Source organism: Streptomyces sp. BYX5S, from assembly GCF_054724165.1.
Genome location: NZ_CM138829.1, coordinates 7,152,728 through 7,178,887, shown reverse-complemented (window position 1 = coordinate 7,178,887; position 26,160 = coordinate 7,152,728). Strand labels below are relative to the sequence as shown.

The window sequence follows — 26,160 nt, the reverse complement described above, 5'->3', positions numbered from 1 at the left end:
AGGGGGTGGCTCTGCTCGTCGGGGCGCGTGCGCGCCGTGTCCCGTGATCACGCCCGCAGGTACGCCAGCACCGCCAGCACCCGGCGGTGCCCCTCGGTGTCCACCGGGAGGTCCAGCTTGGTGAAGATGTTGCCGATGTGCTTGTTCACGGCCGCCTCGCTGATGAACAGGAGCTTGGCCAGACTCGCGTTGCTGCGGCCCTCCGCGATCAGCGAGAGCACCTCGCGCTCGCGGGCGCTGAGCCGCTCCAGCGGGTCCTGGCGCAGTCGGACCAGCTGCTGGATGACCTCGGGGTCCACCACGGTCCCGCCGGCGGCGACCCGTTCGATCGCGGAGGTGAAGTCGGCGACCTTGCTCACCCGTTCCTTGAGCAGGTAGCCCACCCCGGCGCCGCCCCCCGAGTCCAACAGGCGAAGCGCGTAGGAGCGTTCCACGTACTGGCTGAGTACGAGCACGGGCAGTCCGGGGTACTCCGCGCGCAGCTCCACCGACGCGCGCAGGCCGTCGTCGCCGAGCGACGGGGGCATCCGGACGTCGGTGACGATCAGGTCGGGCCGGTCGGCGCGGACCGCCTCGACCAGGCCCTCGGCGTCGCCGACGGCTGCCACCACCTCGTGACCGACCCGTTCCAGCAGCCCGACCAGGCCTTCGCGCAACAGCACGGCGTCCTCGGCCACGATCAGACGAAGCGACACGGCACCTCCACGTGCACCAGGGTGGGACCACCGGCGGGGCTCGACACCCGCACGCGGCCGTCGAGAGCGCGGACCCGGTCCGCGAGGCCGGTCACGCCGCTGCCCGCGGGGTCGAGTCCGCCCCTGCCGTCGTCCTTGATGTCGAGGACGAACAGGTCGGAATGGTAGCGGCCGTGGACGTGCGCCAGCGTGGCGCCGCTGTGTCTGGCGATGTTCGTCATGGCCTCGTTGATCACGTAGTACATCGTCGTCTCGAGCTTCCTGGGCAGTCGCTCGGGCAGCTTCAGATCCACGGTCACCGGGATCGGGAAGCGGCCCGCGTAGTCCTCGATCGCCGCGACGAGCCCGTGGTCGGCGAGGACCGGCGGGTTGAGGCCCCGGATCAGGGCGCGCAACTCCTGGTGTGCGGTCCCCAGTTGATTCTCGGCCTGGGTGAGCAGTTCGTCCTGCGCGGATCCCTCCTGGACGTCCAGGCGCATGAGGCCCAGGGTCATGCCGAGGGAGACGAGGTGCTGCTGGGCGCCGTCGTGCAGGTCGCGCTCGATCCGTACGCGTTCGGCGTCGAAGGAGTCCAGGAGACGCGACTGCGAGGCGCGCACCTCGCGCAGCTCCTCGCCCAGCTCCGTGTCCCGCGGCGCGAGGAACGTGCGGGCCATGGCCGCGCGCGCCCCGGCCCACGCGGTCACCGTGTAGGGCGAGGCGAGCAGCACGATCGCGGCGAACACCGTCCACGGCCAGGTGTCACCCGAGGTCGCGGCGATCAGCGTGGCCGGCAGCCCGAAGGAGAAGCCGAGCACGAGCAGGTCGAGCCACCAGAGGGCCGCGGCCGACACCAGGGTGAACACCAGCTCCCGCCAGGTCGCCTGTTCCTTGAGACGGGTGGCCACCCAGCCGCGCGGGCCCGGGGAGTCCGGGCGGCGGTGCGGGCCGGTCAGCCGGTCGAGGTCCACCAGACGCAGCCGCCAACGCTCCACCGTGGCCACCACGGTGGAGGCGAGGACCAGCCCGACCAGCGGTGCCGCGCCGATCAGTACGACGAGCAGGGCCAGGCCCGCGGCCAGGCCGAGGGCGAAGACGAGGACCGCCGCGGCCCCGACCAGGACGCCGCCGCTCAGATACGCGAGGGACCGCCAGGGCCAGCTGGAGGTCAGAAAGCTCAGCGGGCGCTGAGCCATGGCCTGCCAGGCCGTTGTGGGTTGCATGCGATGAACGTACCCGGGGTGCCGCGTGCCGATCTGTGCGGGAACAGGGCGCCGTCGCGTCCCCGGGGGCCTCAAATCGCCTGCTGTGCGGCGCAGTTCGGTTGTGTGGCGGCGGGTGCGTCCGTTCGTTTCGGAGCGTGGAGGTAGTGCTGGCACTACCTCGGGAGTAGAGAGCAGGCCAGTGCCCTGGGCCCTCCCGCACGGTGGAATCTCCGTATGACGACGAGCCGCACCACCGCCACCCCGTACGCGGTCGAACTCCACGGCCTCCGCAAGGTGCACGGCACCGGCGGACGCCAGGTCACCGCTCTGGACGGTGTCTCCCTCGCCTTTCCGCGCGGCACCTTCACCGCGATCATGGGGCCCTCCGGTTCCGGCAAGTCGACCCTGCTGCAGTGCGCGGCCGGGCTCGAGCAGCCGTCCGAGGGCGAGATCGTCCTCGCCGGTGCGGACATCGGCCGGCAGAACGAGAAGGAGCGCACCGAACTGCGCCGCAAGCACGTCGGGTTCGTGTTCCAGGCCTTCAACCTGGTCGAGTCCCTGACGGCCGCGCAGAACGTGGAGCTCCCGTCCCGGTTCGCCGGTCGCAAGGTCAGCCGTGAGCAGGTCGAGCAGGCGCTCGCCTCCGTAGGACTCGCGGAGCGGGCGGGCCACCGGCCCAGCGAGCTCTCCGGCGGTCAGCAGCAGCGCGTCGCCCTCGCCCGTGCCCTCGTCACCCGCCCCGACGTCCTCTTCGCGGACGAGCCGACCGGCGCCCTGGACACCGTCACCTCGCGCGAGGTGCTGCGGATGATGAGGATGCTGGTCGACCAGGAGGGCCAGACCACTCTGATGGTCACCCACGACCCCGTCGCCGCGGCCCACGCCGATGTCGTCGTCTTCCTCAAGGACGGCCGCATCGCCGACCGCATCTCCCTCGACCGCCAGGCCGGTGCGAACAACGCCGCGGCGATCGCCACCCACATGGCCCGGCTGGAGGCCTGAGAGACATGCTGATCCTCGCGAACGTACGTGAACGCTGGTCCGGTTTCCTGGGAGCCTTCGTCGCTGTCCTGGTCGGTGTGGCCCTGATCACCACCACCCTGGTCATCTACGACTCCGCCAAGGCCGAGGTCCAGCCGCGCTATGAGGGCACCGCCGCCCTCGCCCTGCCGGAGCAGGCCGTCGAGGCCGACGGCAGCCCCGAGGACCGGATGCCGTGGAGCGAGTCCGAGGCCGAGCCGCTGGTCGCCGGCCTCGCGAAGGTCCCGGGCGTCGCCGACGCCGTCGTGGACCGCTCCTTCTACGCCCAGGCGATCAAGGCCGGCAAGCCCGTCACCGACGAGGGCGCCCTGGAGTCGGGACACGGCTTCGGCAGCGCGCGCATGGCGTCGTACCAGCTGGTCTCCGGCCGGGCTCCCGCGGCCATGGACGAGGTCGTGGTGGACCGTGCGCTCGGCGCGGCGGTCGGCAGCGAGCTGACCGTCAACGTCACCCAGGGCCGCGAGCGGTTCGAGGTCGTCGGCACCGTGGACGGTCCCGGCTACTACTTCAGCGAGAAGTTCGCCGCGAAGCAGCAGCCCGGTGTCTCCACCATCGCCCTGGTCCCCGACAAGGGCGCCGACACCGGTGCGATCGTCGCCGCGGCGAAGAAGGTCGTCAAGGATCAGGGCAGCGTGGTCTCGGGTGACGGACGGGCCGAGCTGCAGCCCGCGTACATCGAGCACAAGCGCTTCCTCGGCGTCCAGCTGATCAGTGCCATGGCCATCCTGGGCCTGTTCACCACGGTGTTCGTCGTCGCCTCGATGCTGGTCCTGTCGACCGGGATGCGCCGCCGCGAGATCGGGCTGCTGCGCACCATCGGCGCCTCGCCGAAGCAGATCCGCCGCATGATCCTCGGTGAGGCCTCCGTGGTCGGCCTGGCTGGCTCGATCGTCGGCTGCGTGGCCGGTGTGGCGGCGACGCCGCTGCTGCTCTCGATCCTCCGCGGCCTGGACGTCGTCCCGCCCGGCATGCGGATCACCATCGCCGCCTGGCCGCTCCTCGTGGCCTCCGTGATCGGCATCGGTGTCAGCGTCGTCGGCGCCTGGAGCGCGGGCCGCAAGGCCGCCAAGGTCGCCCCGATCGAGGCACTGCTCGACAGCCGCTCGGCCAACAAGGGCATGGGGCGCGGTCGTTGGATCGCCGGTCTGGCCGTCCTCGGCCTCGGCGTCCTGCTCGCCATCGGCACCGCCACCTCCACCGCCGACAACCGGATCAACATGGCGATCTTCGCCACCATGACCCTGATCGTCGCTGCGGCCCTGCTGGCACCCGTGTTCGTCGGACCCGTCGGCCGCATCCTGACCGCGCCGTTCCAGCGCGGCGGCGGTGCCACCCCGGTCCTGGTCCGTGCGGAAATGGTCGCCAACCCGCGCCGCGCCGCCTCCCTGGTGGCACCGGTGATCGCTGCCGTCGGCTTCGCGGTGCTGCTCAGCGGCATGGTCGAGACGATGCGGGTGGCCTATCCGGCCGGTGAGGCACTGAAGGTCGCGGGCCAGACGATCGTCACGCCGGACGGCACTCCCGGCAACACCGACGAGGTCGTCGCCGCCAACCCGGTCGGCAAGGCCGCCCTGCCGACCCGTGCGTTCGTCGAGACGAACAAGGCGCGGAACACCGATATCGCCGGAGCGGCCACGGTCCTGGACGTACTGGGCAGCCGGGACCCGGAGTGGAACAAGCAGGGACAGGCCGTCCTCGGCGAGAAGACGGCCGGCGACCTGGGGCTGAAGAAGGGGCAGGAAGTGCCGGTGCGGTTCGCGGACGGCGCCACCGTCACGCTCACCGTCGCCGAGGTGCTGCCAGACGACCCGGCCCGCGGTGACTTCGTGGTCGCCCGTGACCTGGTCCGCGCCCACGACCCGGCCGCGCTCACCGACGACATCTTCGTCCCGGCCGACGCCAAGGCCTCGGCCGCGGTCCCGGGAGTGGCACTGCACGACGCCGTCGAGTTCGCCCTGGCCGACTACAACACCGACGCGAAGCTCACCGAGTCCCTCGCCATGATGCTGATCGTCATCGCCGTCGGCTACAGCGTGATCGCCGTCGCCAACTCCATGGCCATGGCGGCCCACGGCCGGCGCCGCGACTTCGCGGTGATGAAGTCGGCCGGTGGCACCGTCCGCCAGCTCCTGTTCACCTCGGTCGGCGAGACGACCCTGGTCATCGTGATCGGAGCCGCCCTCGGTGTCCTGGTCACGCTGCCCCCGCTCGCGGGGATGGCGGCGGGCCTGTCCGAGGCCACCTCGTCGGACGTGGGCCTGCACCTGAACTCGGGAGCCGTCGTCACCGCGGTCGTCGGCACCCTGGCGGCGGCGGTCCTCGCGGGGATCGCGGTCACCTCGAAGACCCTGAGGCGCCGGGCGGCGTGAGGCGTCGCGCCACCCCCACCCCCGCCGCCCCCACAAGTCCCAACACCACGACCGTCCCCAACGTGAACGTCTCGAACGTCGTGCGGGAGACGCCCCACGTGTCCATGAAGTCGTAGTCGATGCCGAAGAGGGACTCCAGGACGCCGGGGAAGAGGGCGGACCAGGAGCCCACCAGGATCCAGGCGTAGACGAGGACGGCGCACGTCACGAAGCCGCGGGTGCCGAAGGGGACCCGGTAGGGGCGGGGGACCTCGGGGCGGCGCAGGCGCAGCACCACCAGGGCCGGGACCACGACCAGGTACGACAGCAGGAGCGTCGTCACCGCCACCGTCAGGACCACGCCGAAGACCGCGCCGGTGTCGCCCTTCACCAGTTGCATCGCCGCGAGCATGAACAGCGTCGCCACGGCCCCGGAGAGCAGGTTCGTGCGCACCGGGGTGCCGAGCTTCGGGTGGAAGGCGCCCAGCGCGCGGCTGAAGAAGCCGCCGTCGGCCGCCGCCATCGCCTGCATCCGGTCGCTGACGATCATCCACGCGCTGCCCTGGGTGAGGAGCGCGAAGACGAACATCACGGCCGTGCAGGTGAGGAGCGGGCCCGCCGCCGGACCGTAGATGTCGAAGACCAGGCGGACGCCCTCCATGAAGCCGCCGATGCCGGTGACCTTGTCCGCGGGGACGACCGCGAGGAGCGCCAGGATCGGCAGCAGGTAGCAGGCCGCGGCGATCGTCGCCGAGCGGCCGAGCGCCGCGGGCACGTCGCGCTGCGGGTCGTGCATCTCCTCGCCCGCGGCGTTCGGCGCCTCGAAGCCCACGTAGGCGAAGAGGAGGATCGGGACGAGGGCCAGGAAGCCGGCCGTCGACGGGGTGAAGTGGGCGGTGGCCAGGCCCTGGAAGCCGTGTTCGGCGCCGTACAGGATCGCCGTGATCGTGAAGAGGGCGAGCGCCGCCACCTTCACCGCCGCGCCCGCCGTCGTGATCCACTTGCCGCGGCTGAGCGAGACGATCGCCGTGAGGATCGCGATCCACACGAAGAGCAGCTTGAACGTGTAGTCGGCGAACGTGCCCGAGCCGAGGTGGAAGACGAAGCCGTCCCACGTCTCGGCGGCCAGGAAGACCAGTGAACCGCCCAGCCAGATCGGGTTGGTGACCCAGTAGAAGAGGGTCGTGAGCGCTGCCGCCGGGCGGCCGAGCGCCAGTTTCACCCAGACGTACGGGCCACCCTCCTGCGGGAACGCGGCGCCGGTCTCGGCGAAGAGAAGCGCGTAGGGGAGCAGGAAGAACAGGGCGATCGCCGCGGTCCAGGTGGCCGCCTCGCCGCCGCCCGTCGCGATCTGGCCGATGGTGTCGAAGGAGATCACCGCGGCCACGGCCATCGCCGTGATGTCGAAGCGCCTGAGGCTGCGCCGCAGGTGCGAGTCCGGGGTGGTGGTGCCGCCGTGCTGTGTCCGTGGGTCTGCTGAGGGGAGGTTCGTCGACACGGGCAGGTCCTAGGGAGGGAGGGGGCGGGGCTGCGGGCGGTGTGCGGGTGCGGGTGCGTGGGGCCCGGTGGGGTGCGCGGCACCGGGCCCGACGGGGGTGTTACGCCTCCCGGATCTCTCCGGTCGGCGAGGTGCGCTCCAGTACGCCGCGCAGCGCCGACGCCACCTCCTTGGCCTCGGCCTCCGTCATGATCAGCGGCGGGGACAGGACCAGGCTGTGGGCGGAGTCGCGGACGATGACGCCGGTCTCGCGGCGGATCACGTCGTGCGGCATGCGGTCCGCGTGCAGGGGGAGCGGCTCACGCGTCGTGCGGTCCGCCACCAGTTCCACCGCGAGCATCATGCCCACCGAGCGGATCTCGCCGACGATCGGCAACTCGCCCAGCTGGAAGTCGAGTTCGGCGTGCAGCGTCGCGCCCATGGTCTTCGCCCGTCCCAGCAGGCCCTCCTTCTCGATGATGTCGAGGTTCGCGAGGGCGACGGCGGTCGCGACCGGGTGGCCGTTGTACGTGTAGCCCATCGGGAAGCCGTGGTCCTGGAGCAGGACCTCCGCGACGCCGTCGGCGACCATCAGCGCGCCCAGCGGTACGTAGCCGGACGTGATGCCCTTGGCGGTGACGATGATGTCCGGGGTGACGCCGAAGTGCTGGGCGGCGAACCACTCGCCGACGCGGCCGTACGCGGTGACGACCTCGTCGAAGATCAGCAGGATGCCGTGCCGGTCGAGGACCTCGCGCACGCGCGGCCAGTAGTCGGCCGGCGGGACGAGCATGCCGCCGACGCCCATGATGGGCTCGCCGATCATCGCCGCGATGTTCTTCGCGCCGATCTCCGCGATCCGCTCCTCCAGCTCACGGATGAGGAAGTCGGTGGGGTCCTGGCCGCCGTACAGGTCCGTGCGGTACGGCCACGGCGGGGTGAGGTGCGAGACGTGCGGCATCATCGGGGCGAAGCCGTCGTGGTACAGCGGGAATCCGGTGGCCGAGCCGCCGCCGTAGCCGATGCCGTGGTACGCCTTGTCGCGCGCCAGGATCCACGTGCGGTCGGTGTCGCCGCGGCGGTGGTGGTAGTAGCGGGCCATCTTGATGGCGGCCTCGTTGCCCTCGGAGCCGCCGGACGTGAAGTAGACGTGGTTCAGCGGGTCCGGCGCCAACTCGGCGAGACGGGCGGCGAGTTCGATGGCGCGGTCGTTGGAGAACTCCCAGAAGCTCGTGAAGTACTCCAGCTTCTTCATCTGCGCGTGCGCGACGTCCGCCAGGTCCTCGCGGCCGTGGCCGACCTGCGCCAGCCACAGCCCGCCGGTCGCGTCGAGGTAGCCGCGGCCCTCGCTGTCGGTGAGGCGGCAGCCGGAGCCGGACGTCATGATGACCCGCTCCTCGGCGCTGCCGGGGAGGTAGGGGTGGATGATGTGGGCGCGGTCGGCCGACAGGAGACCCTGGTGGTCCGGGTGCGTCATGGGGATGTCCTTCCGTACGTACGGGATCAGGCTGCGGGTGCCGTGAGGTCGAGGGCGGCGAGGGCGAGGGCCTTCGCCGTGTCGACGAGGTCGTCGACCTCGATGTACTCGTCGATGGTGTGGAGGGTCGGGGAGCCGTCGGGCCGGGTCGCGGTCGGGCCGAGGCAGACGGCGGGGGTGCCGGCGAGGCGGGTGAGGGTGGCGGCGTCGGTCCAGGACGGTTCGCCGAGGACGCGGGGCGCCCGGCCGAGCGAGGTGGACGCGCCCTCAAGTGCCCTGACCACGGCGTGGGTTCGGGCCACCTCGGCGGGCGGCAGTTCGGTGTCCCAGGTCAGGCGCGGCGGGTGCGCGGTGAGCCAGCCGTCGGTGGCGCAGGCGTCGCGGACGGCCGCCTCGATCTCGGCCCGCACCCTGCTCGCCCAGCCGCCCGCGTCCGCCTGCACGGGCAGGTACGTGATGTCGAGGCAGACCTCGCAGGAGGCGGGGTAGGTGACCCACCACTCGCCGCCCTTGATGGTGGTCGGCACGATCGACGGGGGCGGCAGCAGCGGGTGGACGTGCGCCGGATCGTCGGCCCAGCGTTCGCGCAGCGCCTGGAGCGCGGCGAGGGCCGGGAGGGTCTTCTCGATGGCGTTGACGGCGCCGCCCGATCGCCAGTCGCCGGGCGGGTGCTCGGCGTGCCCCGGTCGCCCCTCGACGGTCAACGTGCCGCCCAGGATGCCGCGTTGGGCGGTGACGACGTCCAGGTCGGTGGGTTCCGGGACGATCGCCGCGTCCGCCTTCACCCCGTACGCGAGGGAGGCGAGGGTGCCGGCGCCGTTCCACTCCTCGTCGGTGACGGTGTTGAGCAGCAGGTCGCCGGGGAGCCGGACGCCGAGCGCGGCGAGGGTCTCGGCCGCGACCACCATCGCCGCGACGCCGCCCTTCATGTCGCAGGTGCCCCGCCCGTACAGCCGCCCGTCGCGGACCTCGGCGCGGAACGGGTCGCTGGACCACGCCCCGCGCGGCTCCGCCGAGACGACGTCGATGTGCCCGTTGAACAGGAGCGAGCGGCCACCACCGGTGCCGGGGAAGCGGGCGACGAGCTGCGGGCGGCCGTCGAAGCCCAGGCCCTCCGGGGTCTGCGGTGAGCGCGGCAGGTCCGACGGCTTGGGCGTGACCACGTCGACCGTGGCGCCCGCCGCGCGGAGCCGGTCCGCGAGGTGGTCCTGGAGGTCGTGCTCGGCGCGCCAGCGCTCGTCGGCCGCGCCGCGCACCGTCGTGTCGAAGCCGACCAGCTCCGACGTCAGGGCCACCAGGTCGTCGCGGCGCCGGTCGATCTCGGCCAGTACGTCCCGCGCGCTCATCCGTACGTCACCCACGTCGTCTTCAGCCCCGTGTACTTGTCGAAGGAGTGCAGCGACAGGTCGCGGCCGTAGCCGGACTGCTTGAAGCCGCCGAAGGGGGTCATGGGCGACAGCGCGTCGACCGTGTTCACCGAGACCGTGCCCGCCTGGAGGGCGTCCGCCGTGCGGTGCGCGCGGGCCAGGTCGCGGGTCCAGACCGAGGCCGCGAGGCCGTACGGGGAGTCGTTCGCGAGCCGGACCGCCTCCGCCTCCGTGTCGAAGGTGTGCACCGTGAGGACCGGGCCGAAGACCTCCTCGCGGGCCAGCGGGGCGTCCGGGGCGAGCCCCGTCACGATCGTCGGGTCGACGTACGCGCCGGGCCGGTCGGGGCGGGTGCCACCGCACACCACGGTGCCGCCGGACTCGGCGACGGCCTTGGTCACGCGCACCGCCTGCGCCTCGTCGACGAGCGGGCCGAACATGGTCGCCGGGTCGAGCGGGTCGCCCGGGGCGAAGGCGGCGGCGCACGCGGCGACCCGCGCCGTGAACTCCTCGGCCACCGAACTCTCGACCAGCAGCCGCGTGTTGGCCGAGCACACCTGCCCGGAGTTGTAGGCGAAACCGGCCGCGGCCTTCTGTGCCGCCGCCTCCAGGTCGGCGTCCGCGAACACGATGTTCGGGCTCTTGCCGCCCGCCTCCGGCCACACCTGCTTGAGGTTGGACTCGGCGGCGTACGTCAGGAAGCGGCGGGCGGTCGCCGTGGAGCCGGTGAAGGCGAGCGTGTCCACGTCCGCGTGACGGCCGAGGGCCTGGCCCGCGCGCTCGCCGAGGCCGGGGACGACGTTGAGGACGCCTGCCGGGAGCCCCGCCTCGACGGCCAGTTCCGCGAGGCGCAGGGCGGACAGCGGGGACTGCTCGGCGGGCTTGAGGACGACGCTGTTGCCCGCCGCGAGGGCCGGGGCCAGCTTCCAACTGGCCATGTCCAGCGGGAAGTTCCACGGTACGACCGCGCCCACGACACCGAGCGGCACGCGCCGCACCAGCGCCAGGTTGCCGGGCGGCGCCGGGGCCACCTCGTCGTACAGCTTGTCGGCGGCCTCCGCGTACCAGGCGAACACCCCGGCCGCGCCGGGCACGTCGGTGCCGTAGGTCTCGGCGATCGGCTTGCCCATGTCGAGGGTGTCGAGGAGGGCCAGCTCACGGCCGTTCTCCTCGATGAGCGCGGCGAGCCGCAACAGGACGCGCTTGCGGGTCGCCGCGTCCCCCCGCGACCAGTCGCCCGCCTCGAAGCTGCGGCGCGCGGCCCGCACGGCGGCGTCCACGTCGGGGGTGTCGCAGGAGGCGACCTCGGCGACGGTGCGGCCGGTGGCCGGGTCGACGGTGGCGAAGGTGGCGCCGGACGCCGCGTCCTGCCACTCGCCGTCGATGAACGCCTGCGTGCGGAAGGCGAGTTGACCGGCGAGGTTCGCCCAGTCCTGGCGGGTGTACGTCATGCTGCGGGCACTCCTGTGGTGGTCGGTGCGGGTGCGGGGGTGCGGCGGCTCGTGCCACGGGCCGCGAGCAGCCAGTAGAGGGGGACGGTGACGACAAGGCCGGCGATCCAGCCGAGGTCGGTGTCGCCGAGGGCGTGGGCCAGCGGGCCCGTGTAGAGGGACTGCGCCATGAAGGGGATCTCGGCGAGGATGCCGACCGCGTAGACGGCGAGGGCCGTGACGTTCCAGCGGCCGTAGACGCCGCCGTCGCGGGCGAAGAAGGACGGCACGTCGTAGTCGCCGTGCCGGATCAGGTAGAAGTCGACCAGGTTGATCGCGGTCCAGGGGATCAGGACGTACTGGAGTACGTAGATCAGGTTCAGGTAGTTGTTCATGAAGCTGTCGGCGAGGGCCAGGGCGAGGGCCACCGACAGGGCGGTCAGCACCGCGCCGATGACCGCCCGGCCGGTGGCGCGCGGCAGCCAGCGGCTGGCGAAGGTCTGCACGGCCGTCACGGCGCACAGCACCGCCCCGTACAGGTTCATGGAGTTGGTCAGCATCGTGACCAGAGCGAAGCTCCACAGGGTGAGTTGGCCGAGCGCCGAGCCGAGGAGGTGGTTGAGCGAGGCGATCGGGTCGCCGTCGCCCGCGATGCCGATGGCCGCGCCGACCACCATCGGGATGACGCTGCCGAGGACGCAGCCCGCGTACGTGCACCACAGCGTGGAGCGGACTCCGGCGCGGTGGGCGGGCATGTAGCGGGAGTAGTCGGAGACGTAAGGGGCGTAGGCGATCTGCCAGAGCGCGCCGACCGACACCATCCCGAGGAACCCGGCGAGGCTGAAGCCGCCGAACGACAGGAAGTCCGAGGGCAGGCCGCCCGTGAAGAGGTACACGGCGCCGACGACCTGGATCGCGCCGAACGCCCACGTCGTCCACGCGCCGATCCGGTGCATCAGGCGGTAGCCGACGACCGCGACGACGAGGCTGACCGCCGCGCACAGCAGCACGCCCGCGCTCTCGCCGACCGGCGTGACCTGGCCGAGCGACTGTGCGCCCACGACCAGGTTCGAGGCGAAGAAGCCCTGGTACATGACGATCACGACGAGGACGACCGCGAGCGCGCCGACGCTGCCGAACTGGCCGCGGCTCTGGATCATCTGCGGCACCCCGAGCTGCGGCCCCTGCGCCGAGTGCAGCGCCATCAGGAAGCCGCCGCCCAGGTGTCCGACGAGCAGCGCCACCAGGCTCCAGACGAAGGAGAGGCCGAAGGCGGTCGGGGCGAGGGCGCCGGTGACGACGGTCAGCGGGCCCAGGTTGGCGCTGAACCAGATCGTGAACAGGTCCCGGGTGCGGCCGTGCCGCTCGTCCGCCGGGACCACGTCGATGGTGCGGCGCTCGATGCGCTCGGGGCCCGGGGCGGCCGTGCCGCCGTCCGGCGTCCGCGCTGGCTGACCGTCCACTGCGTCTCCGTACTCTCGGATCAGAGTTCTTTGAGCGTGGATTCAAACAATGGGTCCGGGGTCCGTCAATGGCTCGAACCGGATCCGCTTGATTTCCTTGAATGATGTAACAGAGAATTAACCGCATGGGAAAACCGGGGAGACCGAAGAACCAGACCGCGCGGCGCGAGGCGCTCGTGGACGCGGCGGGGCGGGCCATCACGGAGCGCGGGCTCGAAGGGCTGCGCATCAAGGACATCGCGGCGGAGGCCGGGATGTCGGCGGGGTCGGTCCTCTACTACTACCCGGAGCTGGACGAGCTGGTCCTGGAGGTGCACCGGGGCGCGGTCGAGCGGTTCCTCGCGGCGCGGCACGCCGTCACCGACGAGGTCGCCGACCCGGTGGCGCGGCTGCGCGCGCTGATCGCCTCCGGCCTGCCGGCCGCCCCCGACGACGCGACGCACGGGCTGCTGTACGAGCTGCACGGCCGGGCCGACCGCAGCGCCGGGCACGCGGAGCTGATGGCGTCCCTGTTCGCCAGCGAGGTGGGCCTGTACGCCACCGCGCTCGAAGTGGGCGCCGCGACCGGCGCGTTCACGCTGACCGCGCCCGTGGGGGACCTGGCGCGCAACCTGGTCGCCCTGGAGGACGGCTTCGGCCTGCACATCGTCAGCCGCAACGCCGCCCTCACGCGGGAGGAGGCGCAGCGCCTGATCCGCGTGCAGGCGCGGGCGGTGACGGGGTGCGCGGACCTCTGAGGGCGGCCGGCCGGACGACGACGGCAGGCCCTAAGGCAGGTCGGCGCCCTCCCGGACGATGTCCATCACCGCCCGCGCCCGCGCGCTCTGCGTCATGCCGTCGAGGTGGGCGATCCGCACCTCCAACGGCCTTCCGGCGTCCCGCAGTTCGAGCTCGGCCAGGTCGCCCCCGCCGTACGTCTGGCTCGTCGTGGGCCGCTGGTTGAGCACCGAGTAGCCGAGGCCGCGGGCCACCATGGAGCGCACGGTCTCGTAGCTGCGGGTGCGGTAGCGGACGTCGGGGGCGGTGCCGGTGGCGGCGACGAGGGAGCGGAAGTAGTCGCGGCTGTGCGGGAGGTCGAGGAGGACGAGCGGTTCCGCGGACAGGTCGGCGAGGGAGACGCTGCCCCGGCCCGCCAGGGGGTGGTCGGCCGCCACGATCACGTACGCCGGGGCGCGGGCGATGGTCTCGCTGCGCAGCTCCGGTTCGGTCGACAGGCCCAGGTCGTAGGTGAGGGCGAAGTCGATGCGGCCCGTAGCCAGGGCCTCGACAAGCTCGTCCGCCTCGGCCTCCAGCACGTCGATCTCGATGCCGGGGTGGCGCCGCGTGCACTCGCTGAACAGGCGCGGCAGGTAGTACGGGGCGAGGGTCACGAAGCAGCCGACCGCCACCGGCCCGGACAGCTGCGCGCCGTCGCCGCGCGCCTCCCGCTCGACCTCCCGCGCGCGGGCCAGCAGATCCCGGCCCTGCGCCCGCAGCCGCTCACCGGCGGGGGTGAGGGTGAGGCCCCGGCCCCGGCGGCGGATGAACAGCTGCACCTGGAGGTCGCGCTCCAGGTTGTGGATGGCGGCGGACACGGCGGACTGCGCGATGTGCAGCTCCGCCGACGCCTCCGTCATGGAACCGCGCTCGGCGGCGACCAGGAAGTAGCGCAGCTGGACGAGCGTGAAACCGAGCGGTGACGTCATACGAGCCCTCGTGCCGGGTGACCTGGTGTGCGCCCGACTCTAAGCCTCCTCGGCGGGGGTCTCGCAGACGTCCTCCGCGTGCAGCAGCGCCGAGCCGGCCGTCTCCTTCAGGGACAGCGCCGCGACGAGGCCGCCGACGGCGAACACCATCAGGTACGGGCCCGGCACCAGCGTGCTGCCCGTCGCCGATATGAGCAGCGTCATCAGATACGGCACGGTGCCCGCGAACAGCGCCGCCGTCACGTTGTAGGCGATGGACAGGCCGCTCTGCCGGGTGCGCGTGGGGAAGACCTCCGCCGACCACACCGCGTACGTACCGAGGATCGCGGCCAGGATCGCGCCGAGTACGAGACCGGCGATCCAGGTGCCCGCCATGCCGGTGCGCATCAGCCAGAACGCCGGGGTGGCCAGGACCAGCAGCGCCGCCGTCGCCCCGATGAACACCGGTTTGCGGCCCACCCGGTCCGACAGCGCGCCGAACACCGGCACGAGCACCAGGCCCAGCAGCGAGATGACGGTGGACAGCAGGGCCGCGCTGTCGGCGGAGTGGCCGAGGTGGTCGGTCTCGTACGTGACCAGGTAGGTGAGGACCGCGTAGAACGGCACGTGCATGGCCGTCATCAGGCCCGCCGCCTGGAGCAGCTGGCGCTTGTGGGTGCGCAGCAGTTCGCGGGCGGGGCTGCGCGGGACCGTGTCGTTCGCTTCGAGGGCCCGGTACTCGGGGGTGTCCTCGATCTTGTTGCGGATGACCACGCCGATGATGCCGAGCGGCGCCGCGACCAGGAACGGGATCCGCCAGCCCCACGAGGTGAGCTGGGCGTCGTCGAGCCCCGTGGAGAGCAGCAGGAAGACGAAGGAGCCGGCCAGGAAGCCGAGCAGCGAGCCGACCTCCAGCCAGCTCACGCCGAAGCCGCGGCGGCGGCGCGGCGCGCTCTCGGCGAGGAAGCTGGCGGCGCTGCCGAACTCGCCGCCCGCCGCGAAGCCCTGGATCAGGCGGAGCACCACCAGGAGGACCGGCGCGGCGATGCCGATCGAGTCGTAGCCGGGGAGCAGGCCGATCGCCAGCGTGGCGCCGGACATCATGAAGATGACCAGGGACAGCGTCCGCTTGCGGCCGATCCGGTCGCCGAGCGGCCCGAAGACGAGCGCGCCGATGGGCCGCACGCCGAAGGAGACCGCGAAGACGCCGAACACGGCGAGCAGCCCGGTCGTCTCGTCCCCGGCCGGGAAGAACACGGTGGCGACGGTCCCGGCGAGATACGCGTACGCCGCCCAGTCGAACCAGTGGACGAACACGCCGACGGCCCCGGCCGCGACGCTCCTGCGCAGCGTCGCGGCGTCGGCCTGGGCGGGCGGAGCCCCGGTGAGCGTCATGTCGTCGCCTCCTCGGATGCGGCGGACCGGTCCACGCCCGTCCACGCCAGCGCGACCGCCGCGTCGAGCAGCGCCCGCTCGGCGGTCGCGCCCACGCAGTACGCGGCGAACTCGTGCTGGTGGTTGGTGGCGGGCAGGGAGCCGATGCCGATGTAGGGGTGGATGGCGGGCACCACCTGCGAGACGTTGCCCATGTCGGTGGAGGCCCGGTTCATGCGCGCGGCCTGGCCCGGCGGCGCGAACTCCCGCCCCAGGGCGAGGGCGTTGGCGCGGTAGTGGGCGAGCGCCGACTCGTCCGCGCGGAACTCCGCGTACGGCTTGCTCTCCGGTTCGATCTCCAGCGCGCAGCCGGTCGCGAGGGCGCCCGCCTCGAAGGCGCGCATCACGCGCGGCTCCAACTCGGCAAGTTCGGCGAGGGTTTCGGCCCGGACGTACCAGCGGCCCGAGGCGCGCTCCGGGATGGCGTTCGGGGCGTCACCGGCGTGCGTCACGACGCCGTGCACCCGCGCGGAGGCGGGGAGTTGCTGGCGGAGCAGGCCGATGGCGACCTGGGCGACGGTGAAGGCGTCGGCCGCGTTGATCCCGGCCTCCGGGTAGGCGGCGGCGTGCGCCGACTTGCCCGTGTACGACACCTTGGAGTGGCTGACCGCGAACGGCTGCGCCTCGGCGACGTCGACCGGCGCCGGGTGCGCCATCATCGCGAGGTCGACCCCGGCGAACGCGCCCCGGTCGAGCAGCTCGATCTTGCCGCCGCCGCCCTCCTCGGCGGGGGTGCCGTAGACCTCGACGGTGAGCCCCAGGTCGTCGGCGACGGCGGCGAGGCCGAGGGCGGCGCCGATGGACGAGGCGGCGATGAGGTTGTGGCCGCAGGCGTGGCCGAGGCCGGGCAGCGCGTCGTACTCGGCGCACAGCGCGATACGGCGCGGACCGCTGCCGAAGGAGGCATGGAAGGCGGTGTCCAGGCCGAGGTACTTCGACGTGACGTCGAATCCGGCCCGGTCGAGCAGCTGCGGCACGGCGGCCGCCGCCCGGTGCTCCTCCCACGCGGTCTCCGGGTCGGCGTGCAACTGCTCGGACAGGGCGATCAGTTGCCCGGCGTGCCGGTCGACCTCCTTGCGGGCGGCGGCCTTGAGCGCACTCACCGTGCGTCCCCGGGAACGCCGTACGAGGGTGAGCTCGCCGGGTCGAGGCCGCGCGTCACGTAGTCGTCCCGCTGCGGCAGCCACACGTCGAGGAGGTCGCCGAGCCGGTCGATCGGGTCGTCGGCCCAGTCGATCCGCAGGTCGGTGACGCGCCAGCCGACGTCGGCGACGACCGCGAGGCCCGCCGAGTGCACGGGGCCCTCCTCGCCGCCCGCCGCGACGGCGGCCTTCATGGCGGCGATCAGGCGCTCCTCCAGCTCGCCGGTGGCGTCCCGGTACGCCTCCAGGAGCACGCCGGGGATGTGCGTACCGGAGAGCATGTTCCCGGCCGCGACGGCGCCGTCGGCGGTGGCGGTGGCGTACGTGCCGAGGGTGTGCGGGCCGCTGTACGCGAAGCCGGGGCCGGTGCGCCCGAGGACGGTCAACTGCCGGTAGGCGATGGTCTTCTCGTGCCGCGGGTCGCCCGTGACCCCGGCCAGGGCCCGCTCGGCGTCGCCGTGCGCGGCGAGACCGTCGAGCAGGGCCGCGCCGAGCATCGGGTCCGTGATGTTCTGCGAGGACGCCGCGCCGACGCCGGGCCGCAGATGGGCGATGCGGGCGGCGACCGCGGGGCTCGACGAGCTGCCCGCGATGCCGAACCGCTCACCGTCGCGTACCACCAGGGAGAACGTCATGCCCGCGCCTCCTTCGACTCCTCCGCGGACCGGGGGATCACGGCGATCGCGTCGATCTCGCACAGCCACTCCGGGCGGGCGAGCGCCGAGACGACGATGCCGGTGGAGATGGGGTGGACGCCCTTGGTCCAGCGGCCGACCGTGCGGTAGACGGCCTCCCGGTAGCGCGGGTCGATCAGGTAGATCGTCAGCTTGACCAGGTGTTCCATCCGGCTGCCGGACTCCTCCAGCAGCATCCTGATGTTCGCCATGGCCCGCTCGGCCTGCGCCTCCGCGTCGCCGACGCCGACGTTCTCGCTGGTGTCGAGGTCCTGGCCGATCTGGCCGCGGACGTACACCGTGTCTCCGGCGACGACGGCCTGGCAGAGGTCGTTGTCGAGGTTCTGCTCGGGATAGGTGTCGCGGGTGTTGAACGGCCGGATCCGGGTGTGCCCGCCGGCCACGATGGGGGCGTTGGCCATGGTCTTCTCCCTAGTTGGTGCCGTACGCGAGGTATCCGCGCCGGGTCGTGATGTGGTCGGCGACGTACTTCGCGTCGTGCCAGACGCCCCAGATGAAGCTCGACCCGCGCCGGGACAGCCAGGGCAGGCCCAGGAAGTAGACGCCGGGCTCGGTGGAGACCCCGCGGCGCTGGTCGGGGCGGCCGTTCTCGTCGTACACGTCGACGTCGAGCCAGCCGTAGTCGGCGGCGAAGCCCGTGGCCCAGACGATCGACGTGACGCCCGCCTCGGCGAGGTCGAGGGCGAGGCGCGGGTCGGTGACGCACGCGGGGTCGGGGCCGAGGACGTGCGCCTCGGGCTCCGCGGGCAGGTCGAGGCCGTTGCGCTCGACGTACGCGTCGGCCGCCCGCAGCAGCTCCAGGTACTTCTCGTCGCCGAGCGCGATGTTCTCGGCGAGGTCGGGCGCGAAGCGCAGCACCCCGTCCTCGTACGCGGAGGTCATGCCGAGGAGTTCGATGCCGGTGCCCGCCAGCTCGCGGAAGTCCACGGAGTGGCCGCCGCGCGCCCCGCTGACCGCGATGGTCACGTGGGCGGCGCCCTCCGGCGGCGTCGTGAGGTCCCACAGCCCGAGCACCCCGAGCCACCAGCAGAAGTCCCGGCCGCGGTACTGCCGCGGCGGACGGTCGTGCGGGCCCACGGACAGGAAGACCCGCCGTCCCGAGCGGCGCAGCTCGTCGGCGATCTGCACGCCCGACGAACCGGCGCCGACCACGAGGACGGCACCCTCGGGCAGCTGCTCCGGGTTGCGGTACTCGCTGGAGTGCAGCTGGGTGCGCACCGCGCCGTCCGGGACGATCGGCGGGATGACGGGGCGCTGGAAGGGGCCGGTCGCGGCCACCACGAACCCCGCGTCGATGGCGCCCTCGGACGTCTCGACCCGGAAGCCGGGCCCGCCCTCGCGCTTGCGCACCTTCGTCACCTCGACGCCGCACCGCACGGGGGCGTCGATCTTCTCCGCGTACCGCTCGAAGTACTCGGCGACCTGCTCCTTCGTGGCGAAGGCGTCGGGGCCGACGTCGGGGAACTCCAGGTTCGGGAAGCGGTCGTGCCAGGCGGGGCCGTTCGCGACGAGCGAGTCCCAGCGCTGGGTGCGCCACCGCTCGGCGATCCGGTCCCGCTCCAGAACGATGTGCGCTATGCCCAGGGCGCCCAGGTGCTCGCTCATGGCGATGCCGGCCTGGCCCGCCCCGACGACGACAACTTCCGTCTCTTCACTCGGCACTTGAGCCTCCACTCGGGTCGTGCGGTGGGAGCCATCCTTGGACGCGTCCGCAACCCTGTCCAACAGATGTTTCCGAGGAGAGTGATCGGTTTTTCAGATGCGTGACGCCGCGCCCCGACGGGCGGCGCCAGGCCTCAGCCAGGGGGTCGGCCGGGCAGGCTCTAGGGTCGAGCCGTGACCGCTGAGCCCGCGCAGACCCCGCCCGCCCCCCTCGACGACCTCGACCGCCGCATCGTCGCCGCCCTCCAGATCGACGGCCGGGCCTCCTGGCGGCGGATCGCCGACGTGCTCGGGGAGCCGGAGCGCAAGGTGGCGCGGCGCGGGTACCGGCTGGTGGAGAGCGGGGACGTCGCGGTGCGCGGGCTCGTGGTGCGCGGGGAGACCGTGATCCTGCGGATGAACTGCCGCCCCGGATCCGTCCGGGACGCGGCGCTCGCCGCCGCGCGCAGGCCGGACGCGATCTTCAGCTACGTCCTCGCCGGCGCCGCCGACTGCGTGGCCGAACTCCAGTGCCCGCCCGAGCAGTTGGGGCGGTTCATGCTGGACGAGGTGCCCGCGCTGCCGGGCCTGCTCCAGCAGCAGGTCTCGCCGGTCCTGCGCTACTTCCGCACCGTCCACGAGTGGTCGCCCGGCATCCTCGACGCCGCCGAGGTCGCGGCCCTCGGCGGCGAGCGGCAGGTCGACCGGGTGGGCCTCGGCGACGTCGAGCTCGCGCCCGACGAGGAGGCGATCCTGCGCGCCCTCGCGGCGGACGGCCGGTGCACGAACGACGAACTCGCCGCCGTCGCCGGGGTGTCGGTGGCCACGGCCCGGCGCCGCGTCGAGTCGCTGAGCCGCGCCGGGCTCGTCAGCATCCGCGCGGTCGTGGAGCCCGCGCTGCTCGGCCTGCCCGTGCAGGCGCTGCTGTGGATCAGGACCCGCCCCGGCGAGGTCGAGGAAGTGGGGCGGCTGCTCCTCGCGTCGCCGCTCGTGCGGTACGCGGCCGTGGTCATGGGGGAGCACCAGCTCCTGGTCGACGTGACCCAGCCGTCGAAGGCCGCGCTGCACTCCTTCCTGACCGAGGCGCCGTGGGTGCGCAGGGCCGAGGCCGTGCAGTCCCATCTGGTGGTGGAGGCATGGAAACGCAGCGGAGTGACCGTAAAGGCCAGTTAGGTGGATCTGACGTCTGAAAAGTTCATCCAGTACAAGCCATTGACTTAAACGGTCAGTCCGCCGCAGTGTGAGGGCGCACACAGTCGCCTCCCTCCCGAGGACGGTCATGCCCGTACGCCCCACCGACTCCGACACCCTGTGCGGCCTCGACGCCGTCGAACTCGCCGACCGGATGCGCCGCCGCGAACTCTCGGCACGCGAGGTCGTCGCCGCCCACCTGGACCGCATCGAGCGCGTGAACCCGGCGCTCAACGCCATCGTCACGCTCGACGCCGAGGGTGCCCTCGCGGCGGCCGGCGCGGCGGACGAACGGGCGGCGTCCGGAGCCGAGTTGGGGCCGCTGCACGGGCTGCCCATCGCCTTCAAGGACACCCACCTCACGCGCGGCCTGCGCACCACCCACGGCTCGCCGCTCTTCGCCGACCACGTGCCCGACCAGGACGAACTCCTCGTCGAGCGGATCCAGGAAGCCGGCGCCATCCGCGTCGGCAAGACCAACGTCCCCGAGTTCGCGGCCGGTTCGCACACCTTCAACCCGGTCTTCGGCGCGACCCGCAACCCCTACGACCCGACCCGCTCGGCCGGCGGCAGCAGCGGTGGCGCCGCCGCCGCGCTCGCCGCCCGCCTCACCCCGATCGCCGACGGCAGCGACATGGGCGGCTCCCTGCGCAACCCCGCCTCCTTCTGCAACGTCGTCGGCCTGCGCACCACCCCGGGCCGCGTGCCGTCGCTGCCCACGAACGACCTGTGGGAGACGCTCGGCGTCGCCGGGCCCATGGGCCGCACCGTCGCCGACGTCGCCCTGCTGCTCTCGGCGATGGCGGGCCCGGACCCGCGCTGCCCGCAGTCCCTGGAGACACCCGGCGCCGTCTTCCGCGCCCCGCTTCAGCGCGACCTCAAGGGCCTGCGCGTCGCGTACGCCCCCGACCTCGGCGGGCGCGTCCCCGTCGACCGGGAGGTGCGCGACGTCGTCGCCGACCAGGTCGGAGTGTTCGAGGCGGCGGGCGCCCGCGTCGTCGAGGACTGCCCCGACCTGGACGGCGCCGAGGAGGTCTTCCGCACCCTGCGCGCGCAGGCCTTCCGCACCGGACTCGGGCCGCTCCTGGAGACCTCCCGCGACCGGCTGAAGCCCAGCCTCGTGTGGAACATCGAGGAGGGGCTGCGGCTCACCTCCGACGACCTGGCCCGCGCCCGCACCGAACACACCCGGATCCACCTCGCGGCCACCGCCTTCTTCGACCGCTACGACGTGCTGATCGCCCCGGTCAGCCAGGTCGTGCCGTTCGACGTCGACGCGGAGTACCCCACCACCGTCGACGGGCAGCCGCAGCACAGCTACCTCGACTGGATGCGCTCCGCGTACCTGCTCACCGTCCTGGGCGCACCCGCCCTCTCCGTCCCCGCCGGCTTCACGCCGGCCGGACTCCCCGTCGGCCTGCAGATCGTGGGCCCGCCGCGCGCCGAACGCGCCGTCCTGGAAGTCGGCGCCGCCTACGAGGCCGCCACCGGACACGGCCGCCGCGCGCCCGCTCTTTCGTAGCGCTCGGCTCCCGTCCCCGGGAGCCGACTCGACTCCCCGCTGGAGCCCCGATGAGATCTCCGCACGCGCTCTGGGCCGCCGTGCCCGTCCTCGCCTTCCTCAGCACTCCGTTCCTCCCGTTCGTCAACGGACCGCACCTGTGGTTCGGCATCCCGTCCGTCCTGGCCTGGTGCCTGCTCTGGACCGTCGGCACCACGGTCGCCCTCGCCCTCGTCGACCGGGGCACGCGCGCGGGCGCCGGCTACGAGGACGAGCGCGACGAGAACACGGAGGTGGCGGCGTGAACAGCACCATGGTCATCACGGTCCTCGGCATCGTCGCCATCGCGACGGTCGGCATCTCCGGCCGCCGCGCGCCCAGCAAGGAACTGGGGGAGTGGACGGTCGCCAAGCGCGGGTTCTCCACCTTCACCACCTGGTTCCTCCAGGCGGGCGAGGCCTTCACCACCTTCAGCTTCCTCGGCCTCGCGGGCATCGCCTTCGGCGGCGGCGTCGCGGCGTCCTTCGCGGTCTGCTACCTCGCCATCAACTTCGTCCTCCAGTACTTCACCGCGCCCCGGATGCGCCAACTCGGCCAGGGCGGCGGTTACTTGACGCAGGCCGACTTCTTCGTCGACCGCTACGGCAGCCCGCTGCTCGGCAAGGTCGTCGCCGTCGTCGGCGCCGTGTTCCTGCTGCCGTACCTGCAACTCCAGATCACCGGCCTCGGCATGATCGTGCAGCTCGCCACCGGCAGCCGCACCGGCGGCAACCTGAGCATGGTCCTCGCCACGGTCCTGACCGTCGTCTTCGTCCTGTGGTCCGGCATCCGCGGCATCGCGCGGGTCGCGTACCTCAAGGACGCGCTGATGATCATCGGTCTCGTGGTGCTCGTCGCGGGCGTCGCCCTGTCGGTCGACGGCGGCATCGGCGGCCTCTTCCACACCCTCCGCGACAGCCACCCACAGCTTCTGACGCTCAATCAAGAGGGCTACGACAGCACGTTCTTCGTCACGGCCGTCATCATCTCCGGAATCGGCGGAGGGCTCGGCACCATGGCCCACCTGTGGCCGCCGGTGCTCGCCGCCCGCAGCGGCCGCGTGCTGCGCTCCAACGCGATCTGGCTGCCGCTCTACCAGGTCGCCCTCGGCATCCCCATCATCATCGGCTTCGCCGGCGTCCTGCTCGCGAAGAAGGGCACCGAACCCAACGGCGTCGCCCTCACCCTCGCCGGTCAGACCCTGCCGGGCTGGCTCGTCGGCGTGGTCGCCGTCGCCGCGGCCTCCGCCGCGATGGTGCCGTCCGCGGCCATCGTCGTCGGCATCTCCAGCCTGCTCTCCCGCAACCTCCTGAGCGTCCGCAACGAACGCACCCAACTGCGCACCAACCACCTGTGCGTGGTGGCCGCGGCGGCCCTCGCCCTGACCCTCGGCCTGACCCGCCCCGGCCTCCTCTCCGACCTGCTGCTCCTCACCTACGGCGGCCTCACCCAGCTCGCCCCCGCGATCGTCATGGGCCTGGCGAGGACCGTCCGGCTACGGGCGGTGCCCGCGCTCACCGGCATCCTGACGGGTGTCGCGGTGCTCGCCTGGCTGACGTTCGGCTCGGTCGACGTCGGCACGGTGGACACCGGCCTGATCGCGCTCGCCGTCAACATCGTCGTCACGGCCGGTGCCCAGCTCGTCGTCCGGCCGAAGCCTCAGGACACGGTCAACTCCCCGACGGACTCGGCCGATTCACCGGTCTCCGTGAGCCGCACGTAACGCCCCGGCGCCCCGGCCTCGAACGGCGCCCACGTCTTCCCGTCGGTGGACGTCTCCAGGCGGAACTCCTCGGCCCCGGCCACCTCCACCCGGTGCACGGGCCGGACGCCGCCCAGGTCCACGGTGAGCGAGGCGCCGGGCTTCGCGGGGCGCCAGGTCGTGGCCGGATTGCCGTCGACGGCGGCGCCCGCGTACTGCCCGGCCTCCTCCGACGTCGCCTCGGCGGGCTTGCAGCGGGCGGCGTCGGTGGTCGGGGCGAGGTCGGGGCGGCGGGTCGGCAGGGTGAGACCGGCGCCGGTCACGGTCTTGCGCCCGCCGGGGGTCTCGACGGCGAACGGAGCACCACCGGTGAGCCGCACCCGCGTCGCCTCGGCCCTGATCTCGACGTCGTACGTCCGCCCCCGCCACGTCAGGCCCTTGACGTTCACGCCCCGCGCGAGCTGCGACGGCAGCATCGGATCGAGCCGCACGGCGTCCCCGTCGGTCAGCCGCATCCCGGTCAGACCGTGCGTGAACACCTGGAGGAAGCCGCCCTTCCCGGTCAGGAAGTCCTGCGCGGGCGTCCCGGCGAGCGCGTCCCCCGCGCCCGCCTTCTCGCCGCGCGACTCCGAGAACGTCCCGAACGGCCCCCGGAAGAACGGCCGCGAGGCCCGCTCCAGGAACGTGTACGCCGAGCAGCCCGGCTCCCCGATCCCGGCCGCCGCCACCGCGTGCACGGAGTCCGTCATCGCCGGTCCGTCGCGGTCGGTGTGCGCCGCGTAGTGGTCGAGCGTCGCGGCCGCCGCGCCCTTCGGCATCGGCTCCCAGCCCAGCGGATACAGCAGCAGCACGGCGTCCGCCTGCTTGATGTCGGCGCCCTTGTCGATGTCGTAACCGGCGTACTGGAGGAAGACCTTGCGGTCGCGGTCGTACGGGATGCGCAGCCGGTCGGCGATCCGGTTCCACTCCGCCGGGGCCGCGGCGCCCACGAGGCGTGCGGCCTTCGTCGCGTCGCGCAGCGAGGTCGCGGCGACGGCATTCGTGTAGACGCCGTCGTCGACGCCGTTGCTGTACTCGTCGGGCCCGGCGACGTCCTTGACGGAGTACGTGCCGTCCTTCTCGTTCGGCGTGACCCGTGAACCCCAGTACGTGGCAATGCCCTTGAGCAGCGGCCACCCTCGCTCACGCAACCAGCCCCGGTCCCCGGTCGCCTGGTAGTACTGCCAGGCGGCGAGCGCGATGTCGCCCATGAGGTGGTTCTGGGTGACGCAGTGCGGCGGGTTCCAGCTCTGGCACTCCTTCCACAGCGCACCCGAACTCGCGCTCGTCCAGGGGTACATGAGCCCCTTCTGGGACGTCCTGAGCGCGTTGTCGGCGGCGGCGCCACGGGTGCGGTAGCGGTATTCGAGCACGGGCTCCGCCAGCTCGGGCCGGGTGGCCAGCAGCGAGGGGAACATCCAGGTCTCGGCGTCCCAGAACACCATCCCCGCGTAGTTGTCGCTGCTCAGACCGGTGGGCGCGATGCTGTCGCGGGCGCCGGGCCGCAGCGAGGAGAGCAGCCCGTACTGGGAGGCACGCAGCTGCTCCTGGAGGGCGCGACGACCGGGCGTCTCGATGTCGGCGGCCCACAACTGGCGCCAGGCGGCGTCGTGCCCGCGTCTGAGAGCCCGCCACCCGGCGGCCGCGGCACGCCTCGAAGCGCGCACGGCATCGCCCCGCGGGTCCTTGGACGTGAGCGCGGTGTCGACGCCGACGAACTTGGTGACGTCGTAACTGTGGCCCGCGGCGGCCCGGAAGTCGGCGGACTGCCGGCTGCCGAGGCCGCCCTCGACGCGGCGCGCGGTGTGGGTGCGGCCGGGGGAGCGGAGGGTGGAGGCGACGGCGCCCTCGGTGCCGGAGCCGTCCGTGCGGAAGCCGACCACGGCGGTGCGCTTGCCGCCGGGGCCGCTGCCGGTGCCGGTGACGCGGCGGGCGCCGCGGTCGTCGATGCGGTCGGTGACGGTGACGGTTCCCGACCAGTGAGGGGTGACGCGCAGCCGCACGGCGCCGACGTGCGGGCGGGCGCGGTCGGCGAGCACCTCGTACGTGAGGTCGGTGCGGCTGCCGTCCCGGTGCACCCAGGTGACGTCCGTACGGACGACGCCGCAGCGCAGGTCGAGAGTCTGCCGGTAGCCGGTGGTGCGGCTGCCGGGGCCGTACGTCTCGCCGTGGGCGTGGACGTCGAGGGCGGTCCAGGTGGGGAGCGCGGCGACGGCCTCGCGGTGAGCGGTGTGCTTCGGGCCGCGCCCGTAGAGCCCGGACACGAAGGCGCCGTCGTACGGGGGCGTGTACAGCGGCCACCCCGTCTTTGCGCCCTCGCCTCCGGTCCGGGCGTATCCGGTGCCGGTGGGCGGCACGCGTGCGCCGAGGTATCCGTTGCCGACGTAGGCGTGGTACGGGCTGTCCGTCTCGGCGCGGTGGCTGCGCAGGGCCCAGCCGTCGCCACCGCAGGCGGGCGGTGCGGCGTGGGCGGGTGGGGTGACGGTGGTGGTGGCGAGGGCGAGTACGGCGACGACGAGCTGCGCTGGCTTCATGGGACGAGCGTCCTGCGCGCCTCCGCGAACCCCGGGTAGCCCGCGCCGCCCCCCGCCCCTCAACCGCCGAACCGGCCCAAAGACCGGGGCTCCGCC

General features: G+C 72.8%; 21 protein-coding genes. 7 read left to right on the top strand and 14 right to left on the bottom strand.

Annotation, left to right across the window (positions count from 1 at the left end; genetic code table 11):
- Nucleotides 1–47: 47 nt before the first annotated feature.
- Nucleotides 48–695, bottom strand: coding sequence for a response regulator (locus ACYBSK_RS32270; protein WP_457480792.1), 648 nt, complete (start codon nt 693–695; stop codon nt 48–50).
- The gene (locus ACYBSK_RS32265; RefSeq protein WP_457480791.1) at nt 680–1,897 is read right to left on the bottom strand and encodes a sensor histidine kinase; all 1,218 of its coding nucleotides are present in this window, start codon (nt 1,895–1,897) and stop codon (nt 680–682) included. The genes ACYBSK_RS32270 and ACYBSK_RS32265 overlap by 16 nt, the downstream gene beginning before the upstream one ends.
- Nucleotides 1,898–2,113: 216 nt before the next feature.
- On the opposite strand from ACYBSK_RS32265, the gene ACYBSK_RS32260 reads away from it, so the two are divergent.
- Both ACYBSK_RS32260 and ACYBSK_RS32255 read left to right on the top strand, forming a co-directional pair.
- Complete coding sequence (locus tag ACYBSK_RS32260; RefSeq protein WP_457480790.1) at nt 2,114–2,881, top strand: ABC transporter ATP-binding protein; 768 nt, start codon at nt 2,114–2,116, stop codon at nt 2,879–2,881.
- 5 nt (nt 2,882–2,886) lie between these two features.
- The gene (locus tag ACYBSK_RS32255) at nt 2,887–5,289 is read left to right on the top strand and encodes an ABC transporter permease (protein WP_460244216.1); all 2,403 of its coding nucleotides are present in this window, start codon (nt 2,887–2,889) and stop codon (nt 5,287–5,289) included.
- On the opposite strand, the gene ACYBSK_RS32250 is transcribed toward ACYBSK_RS32255, so the two are convergent.
- From ACYBSK_RS32250 to ACYBSK_RS32230, 5 genes are all read right to left on the bottom strand, one after another.
- A complete protein-coding gene (locus ACYBSK_RS32250; RefSeq protein WP_460244215.1) occupies nt 5,255–6,766 on the bottom strand; it encodes an APC family permease in 1,512 nt (503 codons plus the stop codon). The genes ACYBSK_RS32255 and ACYBSK_RS32250 overlap by 35 nt on opposite strands.
- Nucleotides 6,767–6,866: 100 nt before the next feature.
- The gene (locus tag ACYBSK_RS32245) at nt 6,867–8,222 is read right to left on the bottom strand and encodes an aminotransferase family protein (RefSeq protein WP_460244214.1); all 1,356 of its coding nucleotides are present in this window, start codon (nt 8,220–8,222) and stop codon (nt 6,867–6,869) included.
- Between the two features lie 26 nt (nt 8,223–8,248).
- On the bottom strand, nt 8,249–9,583 hold the full coding sequence (locus ACYBSK_RS32240) for a M20 family metallopeptidase (protein ID WP_460244213.1): 1,335 nt from the start codon (nt 9,581–9,583) through the stop codon (nt 8,249–8,251).
- A complete protein-coding gene (locus ACYBSK_RS32235; RefSeq protein ID WP_460244212.1) occupies nt 9,565–11,040 on the bottom strand; it encodes an aldehyde dehydrogenase in 1,476 nt (491 codons plus the stop codon). Before ACYBSK_RS32235 ends, ACYBSK_RS32240 begins: the two co-directional genes overlap by 19 nt.
- Nucleotides 11,037–12,482 (bottom strand): purine-cytosine permease family protein, encoded by a 1,446-nt coding sequence (locus ACYBSK_RS32230; protein WP_460244211.1) that lies wholly within the window; start codon nt 12,480–12,482, stop codon nt 11,037–11,039. The genes ACYBSK_RS32235 and ACYBSK_RS32230 overlap by 4 nt, the downstream gene beginning before the upstream one ends.
- 125 nt (nt 12,483–12,607) lie before the next feature.
- Here ACYBSK_RS32230 and ACYBSK_RS32225 point away from each other — a divergent pair, with 125 nt between their 5' ends.
- On the top strand, nt 12,608–13,219 hold the full coding sequence (locus ACYBSK_RS32225; RefSeq protein ID WP_457480783.1) for a TetR/AcrR family transcriptional regulator: 612 nt from the start codon (nt 12,608–12,610) through the stop codon (nt 13,217–13,219).
- Nucleotides 13,220–13,249: 30 nt separating this feature from the next.
- Here ACYBSK_RS32225 and ACYBSK_RS32220 read toward each other — a convergent pair whose 3' ends face one another.
- Genes ACYBSK_RS32220 through ACYBSK_RS32195 form a run of 6 tightly spaced genes read right to left on the bottom strand, consistent with a single transcriptional unit; the run spans nt 13,250 to nt 19,079 of the window.
- Nucleotides 13,250–14,167 carry a LysR substrate-binding domain-containing protein gene (locus ACYBSK_RS32220; RefSeq protein ID WP_460244210.1) on the bottom strand — a complete coding sequence of 306 codons (918 nt, stop codon included), beginning with the start codon at nt 14,165–14,167 and terminating at the stop codon, nt 13,250–13,252.
- Nucleotides 14,168–14,206: 39 nt separating this feature from the next.
- Nucleotides 14,207–15,541, bottom strand: coding sequence for an MFS transporter (locus ACYBSK_RS32215; RefSeq protein WP_457480781.1), 1,335 nt, complete (start codon nt 15,539–15,541; stop codon nt 14,207–14,209).
- Nucleotides 15,538–16,683, bottom strand: coding sequence for a M20 family metallopeptidase (locus ACYBSK_RS32210; protein WP_460244209.1), 1,146 nt, complete (start codon nt 16,681–16,683; stop codon nt 15,538–15,540). The genes ACYBSK_RS32215 and ACYBSK_RS32210 overlap by 4 nt, the downstream gene beginning before the upstream one ends.
- Nucleotides 16,680–17,357 (bottom strand): DUF1028 domain-containing protein, encoded by a 678-nt coding sequence (locus ACYBSK_RS32205; RefSeq protein ID WP_460244208.1) that lies wholly within the window; start codon nt 17,355–17,357, stop codon nt 16,680–16,682. Before ACYBSK_RS32205 ends, ACYBSK_RS32210 begins: the two co-directional genes overlap by 4 nt.
- On the bottom strand, nt 17,354–17,818 hold the full coding sequence (locus tag ACYBSK_RS32200) for a RidA family protein (protein ID WP_457480778.1): 465 nt from the start codon (nt 17,816–17,818) through the stop codon (nt 17,354–17,356). The genes ACYBSK_RS32205 and ACYBSK_RS32200 overlap by 4 nt, the downstream gene beginning before the upstream one ends.
- A 10-nt stretch (nt 17,819–17,828) precedes the next feature.
- On the bottom strand, nt 17,829–19,079 hold the full coding sequence (locus ACYBSK_RS32195) for a flavin-containing monooxygenase (protein ID WP_460244207.1): 1,251 nt from the start codon (nt 19,077–19,079) through the stop codon (nt 17,829–17,831).
- 174 nt (nt 19,080–19,253) lie between these two features.
- Here ACYBSK_RS32195 and ACYBSK_RS32190 point away from each other — a divergent pair, with 174 nt between their 5' ends.
- The 4 genes from ACYBSK_RS32190 (at nt 19,254) to ACYBSK_RS32175 (ending at nt 23,512) form a co-directional block, all read left to right on the top strand.
- Nucleotides 19,254–20,231 carry an Lrp/AsnC family transcriptional regulator gene (locus tag ACYBSK_RS32190; protein WP_460244206.1) on the top strand — a complete coding sequence of 326 codons (978 nt, stop codon included), beginning with the start codon at nt 19,254–19,256 and terminating at the stop codon, nt 20,229–20,231.
- 106 nt (nt 20,232–20,337) lie between these two features.
- Entirely contained in the window at nt 20,338–21,771 is a 1,434-nt protein-coding gene (locus tag ACYBSK_RS32185) for an amidase (RefSeq protein WP_460244205.1), read from the top strand.
- A gap of 50 nt (nt 21,772–21,821) precedes the next feature.
- The gene (locus tag ACYBSK_RS32180; protein WP_460244204.1) at nt 21,822–22,055 is read left to right on the top strand and encodes a hypothetical protein; all 234 of its coding nucleotides are present in this window, start codon (nt 21,822–21,824) and stop codon (nt 22,053–22,055) included.
- Nucleotides 22,052–23,512, top strand: a complete 1,461-nt coding sequence (locus ACYBSK_RS32175; protein ID WP_460244203.1) for a sodium:solute symporter family transporter — start codon at nt 22,052–22,054, stop codon at nt 23,510–23,512. Before ACYBSK_RS32180 ends, ACYBSK_RS32175 begins: the two co-directional genes overlap by 4 nt.
- Here ACYBSK_RS32175 and ACYBSK_RS32170 read toward each other — a convergent pair.
- Nucleotides 23,449–26,064, bottom strand: coding sequence for a discoidin domain-containing protein (locus ACYBSK_RS32170; protein ID WP_460244202.1), 2,616 nt, complete (start codon nt 26,062–26,064; stop codon nt 23,449–23,451). The two genes, ACYBSK_RS32175 and ACYBSK_RS32170, sit on opposite strands and share 64 nt — an antisense overlap.
- Nucleotides 26,065–26,160 lie beyond the last annotated feature (96 nt).

Bases quoted from the DNA above. Each gene is read 5' to 3' on its own strand.
- ACYBSK_RS32265 (WP_457480791.1), bottom strand. From the start codon at position 1,897: ATGCAACCCACAACGGCCTGGCAGGCCATGGCTCAGCGCCCGCTGAGC.
- ACYBSK_RS32260 (WP_457480790.1), top strand. From the start codon at position 2,114: ATGACGACGAGCCGCACCACCGCCACCCCGTACGCGGTCGAACTCCAC.
- ACYBSK_RS32255 (WP_460244216.1), top strand. From the start codon at position 2,887: ATGCTGATCCTCGCGAACGTACGTGAACGCTGGTCCGGTTTCCTGGGA.
- ACYBSK_RS32245 (WP_460244214.1), bottom strand. From the start codon at position 8,222: ATGACGCACCCGGACCACCAGGGTCTCCTGTCGGCCGACCGCGCCCAC.
- ACYBSK_RS32235 (WP_460244212.1), bottom strand. From the start codon at position 11,040: ATGACGTACACCCGCCAGGACTGGGCGAACCTCGCCGGTCAACTCGCC.
- ACYBSK_RS32225 (WP_457480783.1), top strand. From the start codon at position 12,608: ATGGGAAAACCGGGGAGACCGAAGAACCAGACCGCGCGGCGCGAGGCG.
- ACYBSK_RS32220 (WP_460244210.1), bottom strand. From the start codon at position 14,167: ATGACGTCACCGCTCGGTTTCACGCTCGTCCAGCTGCGCTACTTCCTG.
- ACYBSK_RS32215 (WP_457480781.1), bottom strand. From the start codon at position 15,541: ATGACGCTCACCGGGGCTCCGCCCGCCCAGGCCGACGCCGCGACGCTG.
- ACYBSK_RS32205 (WP_460244208.1), bottom strand. From the start codon at position 17,357: ATGACGTTCTCCCTGGTGGTACGCGACGGTGAGCGGTTCGGCATCGCG.
- ACYBSK_RS32200 (WP_457480778.1), bottom strand. From the start codon at position 17,818: ATGGCCAACGCCCCCATCGTGGCCGGCGGGCACACCCGGATCCGGCCG.
- ACYBSK_RS32185 (WP_460244205.1), top strand. From the start codon at position 20,338: ATGCCCGTACGCCCCACCGACTCCGACACCCTGTGCGGCCTCGACGCC.
- ACYBSK_RS32180 (WP_460244204.1), top strand. From the start codon at position 21,822: ATGAGATCTCCGCACGCGCTCTGGGCCGCCGTGCCCGTCCTCGCCTTC.
- ACYBSK_RS32170 (WP_460244202.1), bottom strand. From the start codon at position 26,064: ATGAAGCCAGCGCAGCTCGTCGTCGCCGTACTCGCCCTCGCCACCACC.